Here is an 18,156-nt window from a genome sequence, read left to right as displayed (position 1 = left end):
TTGCTTAAAACATATTTTGTAATGCCGCCCTGTCCCTGATAAATATTTCGCGCCGATCCACCTCAATTATGCCTTCTGCCGCCATCTCCATCATCACCTTTACCAGGGCGGGACGGGAAACACTGAAAAGACGGGCAATCTCTTCTTTGGAAGACTCCAAACGAAACGATTGCTCACCGGCCGACTCTTTCAACAGGTAATAGGCCAGTTTTGCACGAATTGTACGTAGGGAAACAAGTCTTAACTTCTCGGAAAGGGACGATACTTTATTAGAGATATAGGAAAGAAAAGCCAACATAAATGATTCGTACTTTCTCATCAGTAAATAGACATTTTCTTTAGGGATAACCACAGCTGTGCAAACTCCCTTGCATATAGCAGAAACGGGCGACCGGTTGTTAGTGGCAAACAGGAAACCCGGTGCCAACGGATTAGGAGCACTGATGTGTGCCACCTTCATGAAATCACCTTTTTCATCCGCCATCTCTGTCACCACTTCTCCACTGATTAGAATATAGAGCGACTCATAAAGAGCTCCCTGGGTAACGATCACATCGTCTTTCCGGTAATTTTTTATTGAAAAGCGTACATCCCGTATAAAATCTTCACGCTGGTCCTCAGGCACAGAACTGCATAAGGGACATTGAAAAATCATTCCGGTATGATGGTTATCAAAATGTTGTCTTTCCATATTAATGTGATTAGACCCCGAATATAGTTTTTTTTCTTCAATTGTCATAATTATTACACTTTTTTCGTTTTTTTCTTTATTACTTTGTTTTTGAATATCTTTAATAAGTGGGACCATGGGCAAATTTCAAAATATCTGGAATGAAATACGGCCGCGGGGAGGATGGAGATACCCGGCTTTCATTATCAGTGGTGCCTTTGTAGGGCTCTTTATCTATACTTTCTTCGCATCACGGGCTTATAGTTATCTATCTAACGATCCTGCCACGTGCGTGAATTGCCATATCATGGGACCTTATTACGCCACTTGGGTGCATAGTTCCCACGGACGAAATGCTACCTGCAACGATTGCCATGTGCCGCAGGACAATAAAATAAAAGGATACTATTTCAAGGCTGTAGACGGATTACGTCATTCGGCTATATTCACTATACGGGGTGAACACCAGGCCATACAAGCCATTGAAGCGAGTTCCCAGGTGATTATGGATAATTGTATCCGTTGCCATACACAGCTCAATACCGAGTTTATAAAAACAGGGCGAATGGGGTTCAAAGATACGAAGGAGATGGGAGGAAGCGCTTGCTGGGATTGTCACAGGGATGTTCCGCATACCCGCAGCCGTTCGCTTTCATCTACGCCCAACGCACGGATACCAATGCCCAAAAGCAATGTGCCGGATTGGCTGCAGAAAATGATTGACTGAACCCGATAACTTGTCCCGATTTATCGGGAAATCGGCACAACTTGTCCCGACTTTCAGAAAGTAGTGCCAATCGAAGTGCGGTGGAAATCCCGGCTTGACGGGATGTAGATAATAAAGATGTAAAAATGTAAATAATTAATTGGTAACTGATTATTGGTAATTTCATATATTTATGAAGAACAAAAACGATAACAAAATGAAACCCTGGGTAGGGTGGCTACTATTTTTCTTTACCCTGGGAGTGGTATTCCTACTGGGAATGCTGGCGGCTTCCATCACCCAGCGACGGGCCGAGATTGCAAGTGTGATGAATAACAAGAAAGTGGAAATCAAAGGTATTGAATCGAGAAACGAACTATTCGCGGTGAATTACCCCCGTGAATATGAAACATGGGAACAAACCGCCGATACCACTTTCCAAAGCGAGTTTAACGGAAGCAGCGCAGTGGATGTACTGGCTCAACGTCCCGAAATGGTGATCCTCTGGGCAGGTTATGCTTTCGCCAAAGATTACAGTACACCACGTGGGCATAAGCATGCTGTTGAAGATGTACGCAATACGCTTCGGACAGGGGCGCCCATGACATCCGAGGAAGGCCCGCAGCCGGCCACCTGCTGGACCTGTAAAAGTCCCGATGTACCCCGGTTGATGGATTCGGTGGGAATTGCGGAATTCTACAAGCAACCCTGGGCACACTGGGGGCACGAAGTGGTCAATCCGATCGGTTGCGCCGATTGCCATGATGCCGAGACAATGGATCTGAAAATCAGCCGCCCGGGTTTAATCGAAGGATTTCACAATATGGGAATGGATATCAGGGAAGCCTCCCACCAGGATATGCGTTCGCTGGCCTGCGCGCAATGCCACGTGGAATACTATTTTACACCTGAAGGGAAATACCTCACCTTCCCATGGCATAACGGCCTCACGATGGAGGGGGCGGAACAGTATTACGACAGTATCGGGTTTGCCGATTACACGCACGCGTTGAGCAAAGCACCTATCATCAAGGCTCAACATCCCGACTACGAAATATTTAAAACGGGAATACATGCGCAACGGGGTGTTTCGTGTGCCGATTGCCATATGCCTTATATTTCCGAAGGAGGTATAAAATATAGTGATCACCATATCATCAGCCCCCTTGCCAACATCAGCAACACCTGCCAGGTATGCCACCGGGAATCGGAAGAGGATCTCAGGAATGCCGTCTATGAACGGCAACGCAGTGCGAACCAGATCCGTAATCTGGTAGAAGAGGAACTCTCGAAAGCACACCTCGAAGCCCAATTTGCCTGGGAAAAGGGAGCCTCTGAAAAGCAAATGCACAATGCCCTCCAATTGATCCGACAGGCACAATGGCGGTGGGATTACGCAGTGGCTTCCCACGGGGGATCGTTCCACTCTCCTGTGGAATTCCAGCGCATCCTTTCCATGGGACTCGACCGTGCCCACAAGGCCCGCTTCGAGATCTCCAAAGTATTGGCTGATCTCGGCTTTACCGGGAATGTACCCCTGCCCGATATCTCCACGAAAGAGAAGGCACAAGCTTATATCGGACTCGATATGAATAAGGAAAGGGCCAACAAGCAGAAATTCCAGGAGACCATCGTTCCACAATGGCTTGAAACGGCAAGAGCCAATAATCGGCTCGTCAGTCTGAATTGATGAAGAAGATTTGGGAACACCCATGGGGGTATGCGGAAGGTTTTATCGTTGCGGCGGGCGTTTTGTTGGCGGGGATACTCCTGCAGCTTGCCGCCGGGAATATCGAGACGGCCCTGTTTGCTTCACCCTTCAACACGATCATCGGAGCCCTGTTCATCGCAGTACTTTTCGTCATCCATTTCCTCGCAGGAAAAAAACGGGTGGTCAGATGGCTGTCCAGCGTATATGCCACCATTCCGGCATTGGCAACCCTCCTCCTGCTCGCCATGATCCTGGGGCTAATTCCCCAGTTTACTGCCGGCCCCCCGCGGAACAGCTGCCGTCCCACCCCTTCACCTCCCTCGGCTGGTACCGGATGACCACTTCATGGCCGTTCGTCCTGCTTTGTTTTTACAACCTCACTATCCTGGGACTGACCATACTGAAGAGGAGCACCAGGAAGCAGACTTGGCGTGATATCGGCTTTTACCTGAACCACCTGGGCCTGTTCATCGCCCTTTTAGGAGGAATATTAGGCAGCGCCGATATGGAACGGCTCACCATGACCATACAGAAAGGACAGGTAGAATGGCGCGGAAGCCTGCAAACGGGGGAAATAAAGGAATTACCGCTGGCCATCCAATTGGATACCTTTATGATAGAGGAATATGAACCCAAACTGGTTATCATCGAAAATGAAACCGGGAAGATGTTGCCCGCTTCGCGACCCGAAAGCTATATGTTTGAAGGAGTAGGAAAAACCACCCAATTAGCGGGAGTGGCCCTCACAATTACTGATTATCTTCCACATGCTGCCATCTTCAGGGACTCCACTTTCATGAACGTCGTGCCCATGATGATGGAAGGAGCCACCACCGCCCTCAAAGTGAAAGCAAGCAAACCGGGACTCGCACAACCTGTGGAAGGATGGGTCAGTAACGGGAGTTACCTCTTCCCCCCTATCTTTCTGCAGATTGATGACGAAACCAGTGTCGCCATGCCAATGCAGGAGATAAAGAAATACAGTTCGCATGTAACCACCTTTACCGAAAACGGAAAAACAAAAGAGGCGGTGATCGAAGTCAATAAACCGATTCAGGTGGAAGACTGGATGATCTACCAATACAGCTACGACGACACGAAAGGCAAATATTCCGACACCTCCGTCTTCGAACTGGTACGTGACCCCTGGTTAAAGGTGGTCTACACAGGCATTTTCATGTTATTGGCCGGAGCGCTCTTCCTGTTTATCGCCGGACCTAAAAAGAAAGCATCATGACCTGGGATTCGTTTATATATTTCGCCATCATCTCCGTGCTCCTTTGGGGAAGCGGTGCTGCACTTGCTTATGTAAGCAAACACAAGCGATGGCCGGCATTGCTGACCGTTGCCGGTTTAATCGTTTTTTCCATCTTTATCGCCGGATTATGGATATCATTAGAACGCCCGCCTCTGCGCACCATGGGCGAAACAAGGCTCTGGTACTCCTTCTTTCTCCCGGTGGCAGGTCTGCTTACCTACCTGCGGTGGAATTACAAATGGATACTCTCTTTTACCACCATACTCTCCACTGTTTTTATCATTGTCAATATCGTAAAACCCGATATCCATAACAAGGCACTCATGCCGGCACTGCAAAGTCCCTGGTTCGCTCCCCATGTGATCATTTATATGTTCTCCTATGCCATCCTGGGTGCTGCCACACTGGTCGCCATCTATTATCTGGTCAGGGAAAAGAAGATCAACAACAAAGCCAAACTGATGGAGATGACCGACAGCCTGGTCTACGCCGGTATTGCCTGTATCACGCTGGGCATGCTGATGGGGGCAATCTGGGCGAAAGTCGCCTGGGGACATTATTGGAGCTGGGACCCGAAAGAGACCTGGGCCGCCGCCACCTGGATAGGCTACCTGCTTTATATCCACTACCGGTTAAAGAAAAGTTCATCGGACAAAACCTCGATGATCCTCCTGATCATCGCATTCATCCTGTTACAGATCTGCTGGTACGGCGTCAACTACCTCCCATCCGCACAACAAAGCATCCACACCTATTCTTCGTAGGATAAGCCCCGCTCACCAGGTTCCTCATATTCCATTGTTTGTTGATAAGATAGTCCAACCAGACATCTTTACGGCTTACATGGAGGTACAGGTTATCGGGTTGTCCATACCGGTCCGAGTCCGCCACTCTCTCTATTGATTTCGCCCTTTCAATGGGATCGAGCAACCCATAAATCCGCTTCAGCTCCTCGTCCAATGCCGCAAACGCGTTGACCTCGTCATAGAATAGGTTCTTGGCTTTTTTAGCATCATTGAAAGGATTATTATAATTCTCGGGATCGAGTTTATAATCCTTTACTAAATGATGGTAGGATTGGGCAGGAAACAACAGTGAGAGCTAAAGCGTGTCTATCTTATTAAGGTGCTCAGCCGTAAGCATTCGGTTCCCTCCGTATAGAAGGCTTACTATTCAACTTGGATTTCTAAATGGGATAATGTCAATTAAACCAGAGGCTGCCTCCCTTCAGGGAGGCAGCCTCTTTTCAGTATTTATAATCTATTGCACCGCGATCCTGCGAATACGGTGGTTATTATTATCGGCAATGTACAATGCCCCATCAGGGCCGAATTTACAACCAAATGGCTTATTAAACTTGGCGATAGATGCTTCACCATTCACGAATCCGGCACTCTTTCCTGTACCGGCATACGTGGTCACAGTCCCGTCCGGTGTCACCTTACGGATGCAATGATTATCAGCATCAGCCACATAGATATTATCTTCGTCATCAATATCTATTTGTTGCGGATTATTGAAGCGTGCCTGGTCACCCTTGGCGTCTACATAGCCTGTTTGATTTACGGCATTACCAGGTACAGTAACAGCCGGTCCCGCCAATGTCCTCAAATTAGAAAAAGTATCGCTATCTTTATCGTAATCGGCAACCAGAATACTATGCCCTCTCCAAGCTATTGATATATATAACTTCTCTCCATCCTTACTGAATATCATATCTGTCAGCGTTCCATTCGCACTCAAAATATCCATCTTGAGGTCCAGTGAACCATTCTCATATTTCATGATAGCGGCGGAATTGTATCTCCCTATAAAAATATCTCCGGTAACCGGATGAACAGCGGCAGTAAGCGTGGTTTCTGAAGCATTATCAATAAGCGCCGTCATACTGGAAAAATTGTCCATGATGGAAAGCATGCCCAACCCCATTGTTCCGTTAGCATCCTTATCATTGGTGACATACAACGTGTTGTAGTCATTGGAGAACACTATCGTACGCATCTTTTCCGCCTCGGTTGAGCCCAAGCCAGTAAACAGCGTTTCGAGTTCATCATTCACCAATCTTCGCACTGCGGAGTAATTGGTGGGCGTACTGGGTGATCCGCCTTCTTCAAGAATAAACAAGCCACCGGCATTGTCCCAGTTCACACGATAGGGACCTTTCAACCGGGCTGTTTCCCGTGGCCCATCGACATCTTCTTTCGTCCCATCACCCAGGTAGGTGGAAACCAATGTTTGAAATCCATATTCAAATTCATGAGGAAAAGTAAACTCTTTGGTTTCATTGTCATTATCCACATATACCTTCACTGCTCCCGAACCCGTATCTTTTTGTATGATTGCCGTTACAATACGACCATTTGAACTTGTAACTTCCGCTTCTTTATTGTTTATCGTCACGCGTATTTTGGATAGATCAGTAGGGAGATTACTACCATAGAATGATATTTCAGTCTCAAATCCCCCTTTCAAAGGCGAAAAAATATTTACTTCGGGAATCCCTCCTCCGGTAGGTATCATCACTTCCTTGGACGGGTTATCATCACAGGAAATTATTCCGATACCCACTATGGCCATGAATAAAATTAGGCACCTATTAATCAGGATATTATATATAATTTTCATCTTTTCAAATTTAATTATTTAAACATACATGTCGCGTATACAGGAAAATGATCTGATTCGGTATACGCTTTATAGTAAGAATTATATTGTTTCGATACAAAATCGCCATTAGAATACAATATAAAGTCTATGGCTCCATCAGGCTGAGGTACCGTCATCGTGGGAGGACAGTAATCATAGAGGCAGCCAATGGTGAATCGGTCTTGCAGCATCCTTACCGGCTCGCTCACTTCATCCCCGTTAAAGTCACCACACAGGATGACAGGCCCATCAAGTGCCTCCGTATACCCAAGTATCTGCTCTACATGGTATATCCGATTAATAGCCTGGGAATGGTCTATATGCGTAGTGGCAAAATAAAATTCCTTATCTTCCTTGCTCGTTTTCACGATGCCAATGGAACGGATATACGCTTCAATCTTGTAATCGAGTTTATGGCTCTCGGAGTGGGTAAACGGTGTTTTTGACAAGATCAGGTTTCCATAAGGAACGCCATTATTCTGTAATGCCTCCGCAAAAAATGAATAGGGCATACCCGTAATTTCCTTCAATCTCTCTTCCACGTTTACCCCGTTTATGATATAGGACACTTCCTGTAACCCCACAATATCGGGATCAATATCCTTGATAACCTTTCCAATGGCATCGATTCCTTTCATATCCCCGGATTTTATATTGTAGGTCATACTTTTCACCTTAACGCCACTATCATCGGGAGGAGCTACTGTATTATCATCATCGGAGTTGCAAGCAGAAAAACATACAACAGTGAGCATGAATATGCTATAAAATATATTCTTAATCTTCATAATCTTAAGCGCTTAAATATTTAATTTATCGTAAGTTCAATCACCTTGCTATAATTCGTATTGGACATGGAAGCCACTTCAGTGGTAGCAGAGACCCGGACATATATCTTGTTTTTGTTCGACACAATCTTGTAATGGTTTTCCACGAACTCTCTGTCATTCAGCAATTCAAATAGATGAGAGCCCGATGCGGCACTTCCCTTCGTGGCAATGTTGGCATGATTGGCATTATTTATGTCTACACCCGGAGCATAATTCCACATTACCTGCACATTTTTCAAAACAAACGAAGGATCTAAAGTCTCCACTTCATAATTGACCGTAATCTCATTATCAGCAGATATAGAAGCATTCGCCGAGATTCGCGAAAAAGGTAACGCGAGAATGTCGAATTCGGTTTGTCCTTTTATCTCCACATATTCTTCTGCTATGCCCACTACAGGACAACTTCCAAAGGAGATACGATAATAACCATTGAAAACTTTTGTATTCCGGTATGTACCATCCTGGTTGGCCCTGAATGTAATCGGAGCCGTTGCCCCTGTTTCTATTTCGGTAAGAGAAACCATCACACCACTTCCCCCCTCTACGGGGAATGGGATTGCCTCTCCTGTCTGTTCATCGATCACAGTACCAAATATCCCCCCATTGGGCATATCATAATTGTCGATATCATTTTCACAAGATGCCATAAAAAACACAAAGGCAACTAATAAACATATATAATATATCTTTTTCATATTGTCCTATTTAAGATTTTGTTTAGTAAGCATAACCCGGATTTTGTATCAGCAACGGGTTGGGTGTAACATCTTCCGTTCCAAAACGGTTATAATAGTTTCTCTCAAGGAATAACCGTGTCTGTTTGGGTGGTTTTTCTCCAATTTCAAACACATATTTACCTGTCCGCACATCCAACCAGGGATACAAAGCTTTCCCCCTGAACCCTGTAAGTCCGCCCTGGGCTACCGGCAGATGGGCAATCCGCCATCGTTTCATGTCCCAGTAGCGATGGTTCTCGAAAGCGAGTTCAACCTTGCGTTCATGCCGTACTTTTTCTATGGTGAGCTCATCCTGGGTAATTTCCCTGATGCCTGCCCGGTCACGTATTTCATTGACAGCCCAAAGGGCTTCGCTTGTTTTGGGAGAACTCATTTCCAGGCATGCTTCTGCATAGTTAAGATAAATCTCACCTAAACGGAACATCACAAAAGGAGTAGAAGATTTCCTGTCATCAATATTGGCCAGGTCATCCAGTGTTTCATCCATAAACTTGCGTTGGTAAAACCCGGTTTTCGAGGCATCCCCTGCATCCGCCCCTCCATCCTTACCCGACAAGATACCGGAGTAACCGGGGAGAGTGACCGCAACCTCATCACTTGGTTGTTTCGATGCCACATACTTCGTCCCATTTTGATCAATTATTCCTCTACGCCATTCCATCACGCTCCCCCTTAAAGGATACCCGGGAACATACACAGTGGCAAACAGACGAGGGTCTTTGTCCTTGAACAAGTCTAAAAGATTATCGTATTGAATAGGTGTAGCACCGTTTGCAATTCTCAACTCACCAGGTGTTCCGTCTATATATTCAAAAGCCTCTATCATTTCTAACACAGGAGAAACCCCGCATCCCCAACCACCTTGGCGGTAAGAGAACGGAATATTCATTTTATCCCACATGTGGCCTCTCCCTCCTGCCACGTTATATTGTTTTTGGAGGATATACTCGCCGCTGTTACCATTCGTTGTAGCAGAAAAGATATGATAAAAATTATCGACCCTTGCTTCGGTTGTATTCGCGGTAGACCTTGGCAAGCTATAATTAGACATATCATGCAACAGCTCGTAAGAGGCATCATGTGAAGACTTAAAAAAGCGTTCAGCCTCGGTTTCCGGAATACATACATATCCCCTGGCTACAGCAGTACCGGAGAGTGAAAGTGTCTTTGAATATTTGGCAATCGTACCGGCATATAATCCGGCACGGGAACAAAGGGCCAATGCCGCACCTTTCGTAACACGATATTTCGATGCATCGGGACGGGTTTGGGGAAGTATATCCTTTATAGCATTACATTCATTGATAATGAAATCATATATTTCTGCCTCTGTATTCCGAGCAGCATACATCGAAGAGGGGTCAGCCGGATTGTACTGTTGGGGTTCAGTCAACAATGGCACTCCACCATAACGTTTCACCAATCCAAAATACTGATATGCACGAATCCATCGTGCTTCCGCATCGAGTTGCTCTTTTTGGGCATCATTCAGGACATCCGACTCTGCCACTTTTTCAATAAAGTCATTCGTATTACGGATATAGACATATCTCGTACTGAGCGGGTCATTCAAAATCCAATCATTATAAGTATATACGGCATCTGCATTACTAAACAACGGATTTTTCTGGTATGAACCTTGTGCCTCATCAGACATGGTAGTCGGGTTACGCAGGTCAGACTTGCTGCCATAATCCCAATAATCGAAGTCCTCGTGCTTAATACCGGCATCATACATGTTGACAAGCACTGCTTCTATGGCTTTGGGATTAGTCCAAACCAAGTCGGGGGTAATTATACCACTGATATCTTCCCGGTTGAGGTAGTCATTGCATCCCACCATTGAAAATGCAATAATACCAATAAGAGTTATTATTTTATATTTATTACGTTTCATAACGACTTCATTTTAAAAAGTTATGTTAGCACCAATATTGTAAGATTTTTGTTGGGGATAATAACGCAATCCGCTATTATTACTTTCCGGATCAACATACTTCATCAATCCATCTCTACTTGTAAATGTCAACAGATTGTTTCCACTCACATAAAAACGAAACTGGTCTATGTTCCACTTCGACAGGAAGCTTTTAGGCAATGTATATCCTACTTCTAACGTTTTTAACCTTAGATAATCTGCTTTGTGCAAAGACCACGAATTATTGCTCCTGTTGTCTTCAAACCCGGCCACCCTTGCCGCCGGCATCATTCCTGCAATCCAGTTACTGTAAGGGTTTGTAGGGTCTTCCCGGTGCCAGCGGTCTGTCATAACAGCCAAACCATTCCCAAGCCCTTGCTGTACAAACGTATCCAGGATATCACCCGCCACATAAATATCGTGTCCGGCAGCTCCCTGGAAAAACAAAGTAAGATCAAAGTTCTTATACGCTCCACTCATATTCAAACCGTAATACATCCGTGGCGTGGCACCGTGTCCGATAAGTTGTTCGTCATTCAGGTCAATGATACCGTCTCCATTAAAGTCTTCAAACTTCAAATCCCCCGGAAGAAGCGACTTATTCCCATTTCCATCCTGAATGGGGGAGTTCAGGATTTCTTCGAAAGATTGGAATTGTCCTATAACCTTCCTACCCCAACGGATATCTTTGTACCTTCCATTGGTATTATTCCGCCAGTCATCATACATATTCGTAGAGGCCGATCGCTCTACATAATCATTCTTAATACGGGTAACCGAGAAATTGGCACTTATATCATAATAGAAATCCTGGATATTATTCCGGTGTCCGATCTTTAACTCAAAACCGGTATTGATATCAGAATTGAGGTTTTCTTCCGGCATCGTTTCTCCAAAAGTCGAAGGCAGTGAATCCGTCCGTCTGGCCGGAAGTCCTGTGCGGTGGCGAAGGAACCAGTCAAATTCAGCAGATAACAAACCCTGCTTATACGATGCCTCAAATCCAATATTCGAGATTTTCGATTTATACCATGTCAGCCATGGATTAGCCATTCCCCGGCTGATCATACCGGAGGTCAGTCCCCCTGTTCCCATGACGTAACTTCCTTGATATTTATAACCATCAAGATACTGGAAAGCTTCATAATTTCCTTCGTCTCCCAATTCGGCAAAAGATCCCCTTATCTTGATATTGTCGAACGGTGTATTCAAATCTTTAAAGAATGGTTCTTCCGACAAACGCCATCCGGCCAATACACCGGGAAAGAATCCCCAGCGGTCACCGGCCCTGTATTTATAAGTACCATCATACCGGAAATTGAATTCTACAAGATAGCGATTGTCAAACGCATAATTGAGACGCCCGACAAGTCCTGCATGAGCCGTCTCCAGGCTTCTACCTCCATTGGACATATTCTCTATGTCGCCATAGTCCATATCATCAACAAGTCCTATCGCGAAGAATCTGCTGGCCATTACGTCCGTTGTCCGGTCATCATACATTTCCCATAAGAGCAGTGCCCCCACGTCATGTTTTTCTGCAAACTTACGGTTGTAATTGAGTGAATACTGGTAGGTAGGCTTATAATAATTCTCCTGCTTGGATTCAAGATTCGAGTTGTTACGGATAGCAATCGGAGTATAGAAATCGGTATTAGCATCATAGATATAGTTGTATGCCTCTTTTCCCCAGCTTTTCCACTCTTTGTTCGAATAATCATAGGCAATCATCGCCTTTGCCATCAACCCTTCTACCCAGGGTATCTGCCAATTGAAGGTCAACGAGCTGTTGAATTCCCTACGCATACGGTTTTCATAACCGGCATTGTCGATATAGGAGGTCTGAATAACATTCGGAGAGTTTCCTGTTGCCTGCCAATACAGCGGATCGTCATTTGCATATTGGGAATAGGTAGGAATTGCCTGTTGGGCCGATGCAAATAATTTGTCTGCCTCAAAAGGCCGTTTCCTTTTATCGTATCTTCCACCGATGCGGAGTTCTACATCAAAGCCTTTGGCAACCTCCACTTTTACATTTGAACGCAAATTATACCGGTTATAATTCCAGTCTTTCGATTTCAATATCCCTTCTTGCTCCATAATACCTGCAGACAGGAAGTAAGAAACCTTGTCCGTTCCACCCGATATGCTCAAATTGTGGCTGGATTGAGGGGCCGAATCACGGATTGTCCCATTCCACCAATCCGTCCCGGCACCGGCTTTATATCTCGCCAATTCATCATTGCTATAGGCAGGCTGCCCTCTCCAAGGATTTACATTATAAATAGCCTCATTATAAAGTGCGGCATATTCGTATGAATTCATCCAATCGGGATAGCGTGTATTTTGTTGCCAGCCATAATAGAACCCGTAATCGATTTTCGACTCGCCCTTGGATCCCTGTTTGGTAGTCACCAACAATACCCCATTTGCCCCTTTAAAACCATACACGGCAGCTGCACCGTCTTTCAAGATAGAGACCGATTCAATATCATTGGGGTTAACCTGGGTATAATCACGCTCTACACCATCTACAATGACAAGCATACTCCCATAACCGCGGATATCCACCGAGGCATTGTCATCCCCCGGAGCACCACTGCGTTGTACGGCACGCAACCCGGGTAATCTGCCGGCCAGCATATTGGAAACATTGGGTGTCTTTACACTGACCAGCTCTTTTCCTTGTACTGCCGCCACAGCACCGGTCACGGAAACTTTTCTCTGTACGCCATATCCTACAACCACCAGTTCATCCAAAAGGGCTGCATTTTCTGTCATGACCACTTGCATATTATCTTGTCCATTCACGTCTTTCACGATAGACGTGAAGCCGACATACGAGAACTCGAGTTTCGAGTTCGGGGGGACAACCAGCGTAAAAACGCCATCAATATCGGTCATTGTCCCAACAGTTGGATTACCCTGGAGGGTAACGGTCACGCCAATAAGCGGCAACAGATCTTCATCCACAACAGTTCCTTTTACACTTATGGACTGCTCTGAAGATACAATTTGTGCTTTCAAAAGAAAAGTGTCCAAAAACAGCGGATTTAATGTTAATAGTACGACCATGGTGAAAGATAATATCCACCGTGGTTTACAAGCCTTGATGGGCTTTTGCTCCAGTCTCTTTTTCATGTTCAACATATTTTAGAGTTTACAATCTGATTATTGATTATTTCTATCATTGTAAGTAGCGACACCTACAAATGAATCTGCACATCCGTAATAGAGGTAATATTTTCCTTCAAGGTAAGCAAGTCCTTCTGTAAACACTGTTCCGGAAGGATATTGTCCACTCTTTTCAAAATCAGCATCCGGCCAGAAAAACGGTTTGTCCAGGCGATCCAACACCTTAAAAGGATCATTCCTATCGAATAGGAATTGTCCCGCGGCATATGTTCCCGCCGGATAATTCGGATCTCGTTCTTCTTCATATCCGTTCTTACCATTATAAATAAGTATTATTCCATCTTCTGTCATCAATGCCGGAGGTCCACATTCAGTCAGCCTGCTATCGAAATATCCATTCCGGGGCTTGACGATTTCCAATAAGTTATTGTTTTCGTCCAAAACCGGATCCCAATTGATCAAGTCATCTGATACAGCCGCGCAGACAGCCCTCTCTCCCCAATACATCACATACTTTCCATCGATTTTCTGAATGACGATCTTGCCATCTTTGAGGGTGGTTATAATGGATGCCGATTTGGAGTCCAGATCTTTAAAACGTCCATTATAGGCATTGCCGAAAGCCAGGCCATGTTTCTCCCAATGAATAAGATCGGTGGACGTAGCGACACACAACCGTGGATTCTTTTTGGCTCCTTCTGGATTATCCCTGTTCCAACCGGTATACAGCATTACATATAAACCCTCTTCTGTCATCGCAACACGGGGATCTTCACAACCACCTTTCCATTCCATCGCTTTAAAGTCGTCGTCATCAGGATATAGCACAGGGGTACTTCTCTTCTCCATGTGTATGCCATCTGTCGCTTCAGCATACCCTATCCGCGATGTACGAGACCCAATACCTGTAAAGGTATTGTCTTCGGCCCGGTATAGTACTACGATCTTGCCATCCTTCACCGTGGCAGCCGGATTAAAGGCATCACTTTCTTCCCATTTTATATTCATCTGTTGCATGGGACAGAAAAATTCCGTACTCTCTTGAGGTGAAATAACAGGGTTATCCTGTGCCCTGACAAAGGGTCCTAATGCCCAAGCGGGAAGATCCGAATTGGGCGAGGAAACACTCTCTTTATTCTTCTTTCTGGAGTCACAACCATGAAGAAAAACAAGTAGAATCAATGACAGGGAATAGAGAATTAGTTTATTCATTTTATTTAATATTATTAAATTGTTACACATGATTGATTTACACAAACTTACCTTACCCTCCCTTTACTATTTTCACACTGCTTGCTATTATATTCTTTGCAAGAGGATATGCCAGTAATTGTATCGAAGCAACAATTACCAAGGCATATTTAAGTGCAAAATCCTGAGAAATATAATAAGCAAGGCAAAGGAAAAGTATCAAACCCGATGCCCTACCGAGAAATAATCCCCATTCATGACTGAATATATACGTATATTCGTTGCGGTTTTCGATCTTCTTCGCGGTATCAGCAGCCTGCATCATGATTGGATTATAAGCAAGGTCAAACAACGGTTGAAAAATCGTTTTACACAATACAAACAATAGAACCCCGGTAGCGGAGAAAAGTATGCCATTAAACAAGGTACCGATAAAAAATATGAGCAACCCCGATCCGAATATTTTCAACCGGTCTTCCGGTTTGGCCATCCGCCCGAGAATATACACCAAAACAGCCGTGAGTGCCCCACTAATACTTTGTATCAAACCTAACGCACCTTCGTCTCCAACCAGTTTGAGAACAAGTATTGCCGGTGCGGTAACAAGAAATCCCTGTACCATCCCTTTCAGAGAAGATAACAAAAGCATTTTACGCCAGAGAGCGCAAAAACGCAAATAGATAAAATCCTTTTGGATAGGATTTTTAAATTTACCTCTCCAAAGAACGCTAACAGTATATAGAGTGATGATATTAACTCCCAATGTCACCAGTAGATATGCTTGGTTGATATGTATGGTATAACTTAAAATAGTAGTACCTTCGAGAAAGCTGAGAAAAGCGCCGATAACAAGCGGCACTGTAATGGATGTTATGGAAAAGAAGAAAGACTCCATTCCAAAAAAATAATTCCGGTTACCATCCTTTGTATTGTTCAATGTCAGCAAATAACGGTTTGTCCAGAAAAAACCGGATGCGGCTCCCAGCGAAAAACCGGTAATGCCGAGTTCGAGTATACCCAACGATTTCACCAACATCATGGCAAACATAGAAACTCCACTGAGCAAAATACCGGCAGCATACAATGTCTTCACACTCATATATTTCAATAGGAAACCATTCACGAGTGAGGTTGAAAGTACTCCTATATACATGAAAAGTTGATAGAAAGCAACCATCATAGGGTCACTCGTGTTACGCATGACATACGCCCCCACGAATATCTCCACCACGGGCAAGACAAGTGCATAAAGTAGATTCGTCTTCAATAAAGTACGCACATTCAATTCCTGCTCTTTAAAGAAGAGATATTCTTTCTGTAATCGGTTCATTTTGGATAGTCGGTAATAGATTTATTTCAGTGTAGATATGATTTCTTTAATTGACAGTTGTGCTCCACATATTACCTCATCGCTTGCACCGTAGTAGAGAGTTATTGTATCACCCTCTACCAACTGTCCATTTGTAAATACCACATTACCGAAGAAACCCGTCTGTTCATATTCAGCCATAGGTTCCATGATGGGCTCTACACTCCGCGCGATCACCCTGTAAGGATCTTCCAAATCTAACAACAAGGCACCCAGGCAATAACGGTGATTATCATCGGCCCCATGATAAATCTCTAACCAGCCATCGGCCGTTTTTATAGGAGCTGCCCCTGCTCCAACCCGGGCACAGTCCCACATACCTTTTCGTGATGTAGCTATGCATTGATGATTTCCCCAATGCAATCTATCGGGCGATTCCGCCAACCAGATGTAATTTCCTCCCAAGACAGGACTACTCGGTCGGTGCAAGGCATAATATTTCCCGTTGATCTTTTCTTCAAAAATGGCACAATCTTTATTATGAGGAGGAAATATCATTCCATGGTGATCAAAACTCTTCCAGTCGGATGTATGCATAAGTCCCACTCCCACCGCTACCGGGGATACTTCAGTAAATGTAAGCCAGAAACCATCTTCCATGGAGGCTACACGGCAATCCTCGATGCCAAACGATTCGAGCTTCCCTTTCCCGAATATAGGCGGAAAGCGCGGTTCATCCTTAAAAGTCACACCATCTGTACTTGAGACCAAACGTAGATAGGACATTGTTGTGAGATAATCTTCTCCTTTATACCCGATGACGCGCGGGTCACTTGCATCTAAATTCGGGTCATCTATGTCGAAAGACAATACTTCTATTTCTCCCTGCTGATTGTATACAGGAAAACTGATAATACCCTCTTTTTGGATGGGTCGCTCAGCAACACGTAATAAGAGCCAGATTTTATTGTCATAACGGAATACACCCGGGTTCAACAAACAAGCTATTTCCATCCCGGATATCGCAGGATTCAAATCTGAAGGTCTCAGTAGTGGATTTTGAGGAAATCTTTTTGTAATGTCCATAACATTTACCAGTCATTAATTAATCTATAGTGAAAGTAGCCACCACCGGAAAATGATCCGAGGCTCCTTCGGCGTCATAGTATACCTTATATTCTTTTAGCTGAAAAGCCTTGTCCGGACCATATAATACATAATCAATGGTAGTTTCGGCGGGGCCGGGCGCCGGGACGGTGGGTCTCATATCAGGGAAACAGGGCATATTAAACCATCCGTGAAGCGTCGTCATTGGTTTTTGTGTCGGTTGTGCATTCATATCACCTCCCAATATTACCGGCGCATCCAACTCTTTTACAATGCCCAAGATTTCATGCACCATCTTCATCCGGGAAGCATCATTGCCCTTGTGGTCGAGGTGGGTAGCCGCAAAATAAAATTCTTTACTCCCTTTCTGCACTTTTATATACCCGAAAGAACGCACATAGTCCGTTTCTTCCACGCCATACAATTTATACGTTGCAGCATCCAATATAGGATATTTAGACAAAATTGCATTTCCATAATCACCCCCACTCTCTATATCAAGGGCATGAATAAAATAGTGATATTTCATGCCGGTCAATTCCGAAAGTGTGGCCGGAACATCCGAAGGATTGATATCAGTAAACCGCTCAACCTCCTGAAGAGAGACTAGATCAGGGTTGATGTCTCTGATTACTTCAGCGATCTTGCCTATAGAGGAATTGCGGGTACTATAGATATTATACGTGACCGCCTTTATTGTATCCTCATTTTCGTCAGCCTTCCCCGGTGAGCAAGAGAGCAGGATGAGACCTATCACACATGATAATAGCGGGCGGAAATGCACAGGTAAAATATTCATCTACAAAAATAGTTATGTATTCATTCATCAAGCAGCAGCAAAAGTAAACCTCTCGTTCCAGAAAAATATATACTATAATGCCAAAATACTATATAGACTATTCACAGGGTTGTTTAACCCTGTATTTGGAATACAG

The 18,156-nt window shown here is 44.6% G+C and carries 16 protein-coding genes; 4 read left to right on the top strand and 12 right to left on the bottom strand.

Translation table 11 applies throughout. From position 1 onward, the window contains the following. Positions 1-4: 4 nt before the first annotated feature. Entirely contained in the window at positions 5-691 is a 687-nt protein-coding gene (locus tag B4G81_RS07090) for a Crp/Fnr family transcriptional regulator (protein WP_294081294.1), read from the bottom strand. Between the two features lie 115 nt (positions 692-806). On the opposite strand from B4G81_RS07090, the gene nrfH reads away from it, so the two are divergent. Further along, the gene (gene nrfH, locus B4G81_RS07085; protein ID WP_294081293.1) at positions 807-1,397 is read left to right on the top strand and encodes a cytochrome c nitrite reductase small subunit; all 591 of its coding nucleotides are present in this window, start codon (positions 807-809) and stop codon (positions 1,395-1,397) included. 172 nt (positions 1,398-1,569) lie between these two features. After that, entirely contained in the window at positions 1,570-3,066 is a 1,497-nt protein-coding gene (gene nrfA / locus B4G81_RS07080; protein ID WP_294081292.1) for an ammonia-forming cytochrome c nitrite reductase, read from the top strand. Here the strand turns inward: nrfA and B4G81_RS07075 are convergent. Then, positions 3,053-3,394: a hypothetical protein gene (locus tag B4G81_RS07075; protein ID WP_294081291.1), complete on the bottom strand. Its 342-nt coding sequence runs from the start codon at positions 3,392-3,394 to the stop codon at positions 3,053-3,055. The genes nrfA and B4G81_RS07075 overlap by 14 nt on opposite strands. 27 nt (positions 3,395-3,421) lie before the next feature. Between B4G81_RS07075 and B4G81_RS07070 the strand changes: the two genes are divergently transcribed. Together B4G81_RS07070 and ccsA are read left to right on the top strand one after the other, a co-directional pair. Next, entirely contained in the window at positions 3,422-4,324 is a 903-nt protein-coding gene (locus B4G81_RS07070; protein WP_294081290.1) for a cytochrome c biogenesis protein ResB, read from the top strand. Beyond that, entirely contained in the window at positions 4,321-5,109 is a 789-nt protein-coding gene (gene ccsA, locus B4G81_RS07065; protein WP_294081289.1) for a cytochrome c biogenesis protein CcsA, read from the top strand. The genes B4G81_RS07070 and ccsA overlap by 4 nt, the downstream gene beginning before the upstream one ends. On the opposite strand, the gene B4G81_RS07060 is transcribed toward ccsA, so the two are convergent. From B4G81_RS07060 to B4G81_RS07015, 10 genes are all read right to left on the bottom strand, one after another. Further along, positions 5,060-5,437, bottom strand: coding sequence for a hypothetical protein (locus B4G81_RS07060; RefSeq protein WP_294081288.1), 378 nt, complete (start codon positions 5,435-5,437; stop codon positions 5,060-5,062). The two genes, ccsA and B4G81_RS07060, sit on opposite strands and share 50 nt — an antisense overlap. Positions 5,438-5,605: 168 nt before the next feature. Next, on the bottom strand, positions 5,606-6,970 hold the full coding sequence (locus B4G81_RS07055; RefSeq protein ID WP_294081287.1) for an IPT/TIG domain-containing protein: 1,365 nt from the start codon (positions 6,968-6,970) through the stop codon (positions 5,606-5,608). Between the two features lie 14 nt (positions 6,971-6,984). Next, positions 6,985-7,779, bottom strand: coding sequence for an endonuclease/exonuclease/phosphatase family protein (locus tag B4G81_RS07050; protein WP_294081286.1), 795 nt, complete (start codon positions 7,777-7,779; stop codon positions 6,985-6,987). 20 nt (positions 7,780-7,799) lie between these two features. Beyond that, positions 7,800-8,519, bottom strand: a complete 720-nt coding sequence (locus B4G81_RS07045; RefSeq protein ID WP_294081285.1) for a DUF3823 domain-containing protein — start codon at positions 8,517-8,519, stop codon at positions 7,800-7,802. A gap of 22 nt (positions 8,520-8,541) precedes the next feature. Continuing rightward, positions 8,542-10,458, bottom strand: a complete 1,917-nt coding sequence (locus tag B4G81_RS07040; RefSeq protein WP_294081284.1) for a RagB/SusD family nutrient uptake outer membrane protein — start codon at positions 10,456-10,458, stop codon at positions 8,542-8,544. 12 nt (positions 10,459-10,470) lie between these two features. Further along, on the bottom strand, positions 10,471-13,620 hold the full coding sequence (locus B4G81_RS07035; protein ID WP_294081283.1) for a SusC/RagA family TonB-linked outer membrane protein: 3,150 nt from the start codon (positions 13,618-13,620) through the stop codon (positions 10,471-10,473). A gap of 30 nt (positions 13,621-13,650) precedes the next feature. Next, complete coding sequence (locus tag B4G81_RS07030) at positions 13,651-14,826, bottom strand: glycoside hydrolase family 130 protein (RefSeq protein WP_294081282.1); 1,176 nt, start codon at positions 14,824-14,826, stop codon at positions 13,651-13,653. A 52-nt stretch (positions 14,827-14,878) separates the two neighbouring features. Then, positions 14,879-16,135, bottom strand: a complete 1,257-nt coding sequence (locus B4G81_RS07025) for an MFS transporter (protein ID WP_294081281.1) — start codon at positions 16,133-16,135, stop codon at positions 14,879-14,881. A 21-nt stretch (positions 16,136-16,156) separates the two neighbouring features. After that, positions 16,157-17,200, bottom strand: a complete 1,044-nt coding sequence (locus B4G81_RS07020) for a glycoside hydrolase family 130 protein (RefSeq protein WP_294081280.1) — start codon at positions 17,198-17,200, stop codon at positions 16,157-16,159. Between the two features lie 19 nt (positions 17,201-17,219). Next, entirely contained in the window at positions 17,220-18,020 is an 801-nt protein-coding gene (locus tag B4G81_RS07015; protein WP_294081279.1) for an endonuclease/exonuclease/phosphatase family protein, read from the bottom strand. Positions 18,021-18,156: the final 136 nt, after the last annotated feature.

Origin of the sequence: Proteiniphilum sp. UBA5384 (assembly GCF_002410825.1) — a bacterium.
In the GTDB taxonomy this organism is placed as follows: Bacteria; Bacteroidota; Bacteroidia; order Bacteroidales; family Dysgonomonadaceae; genus Proteiniphilum.
Note: the sequence above shows the minus strand (reverse complement) of the source record. Positions and strands in the feature narration are given on the sequence as shown.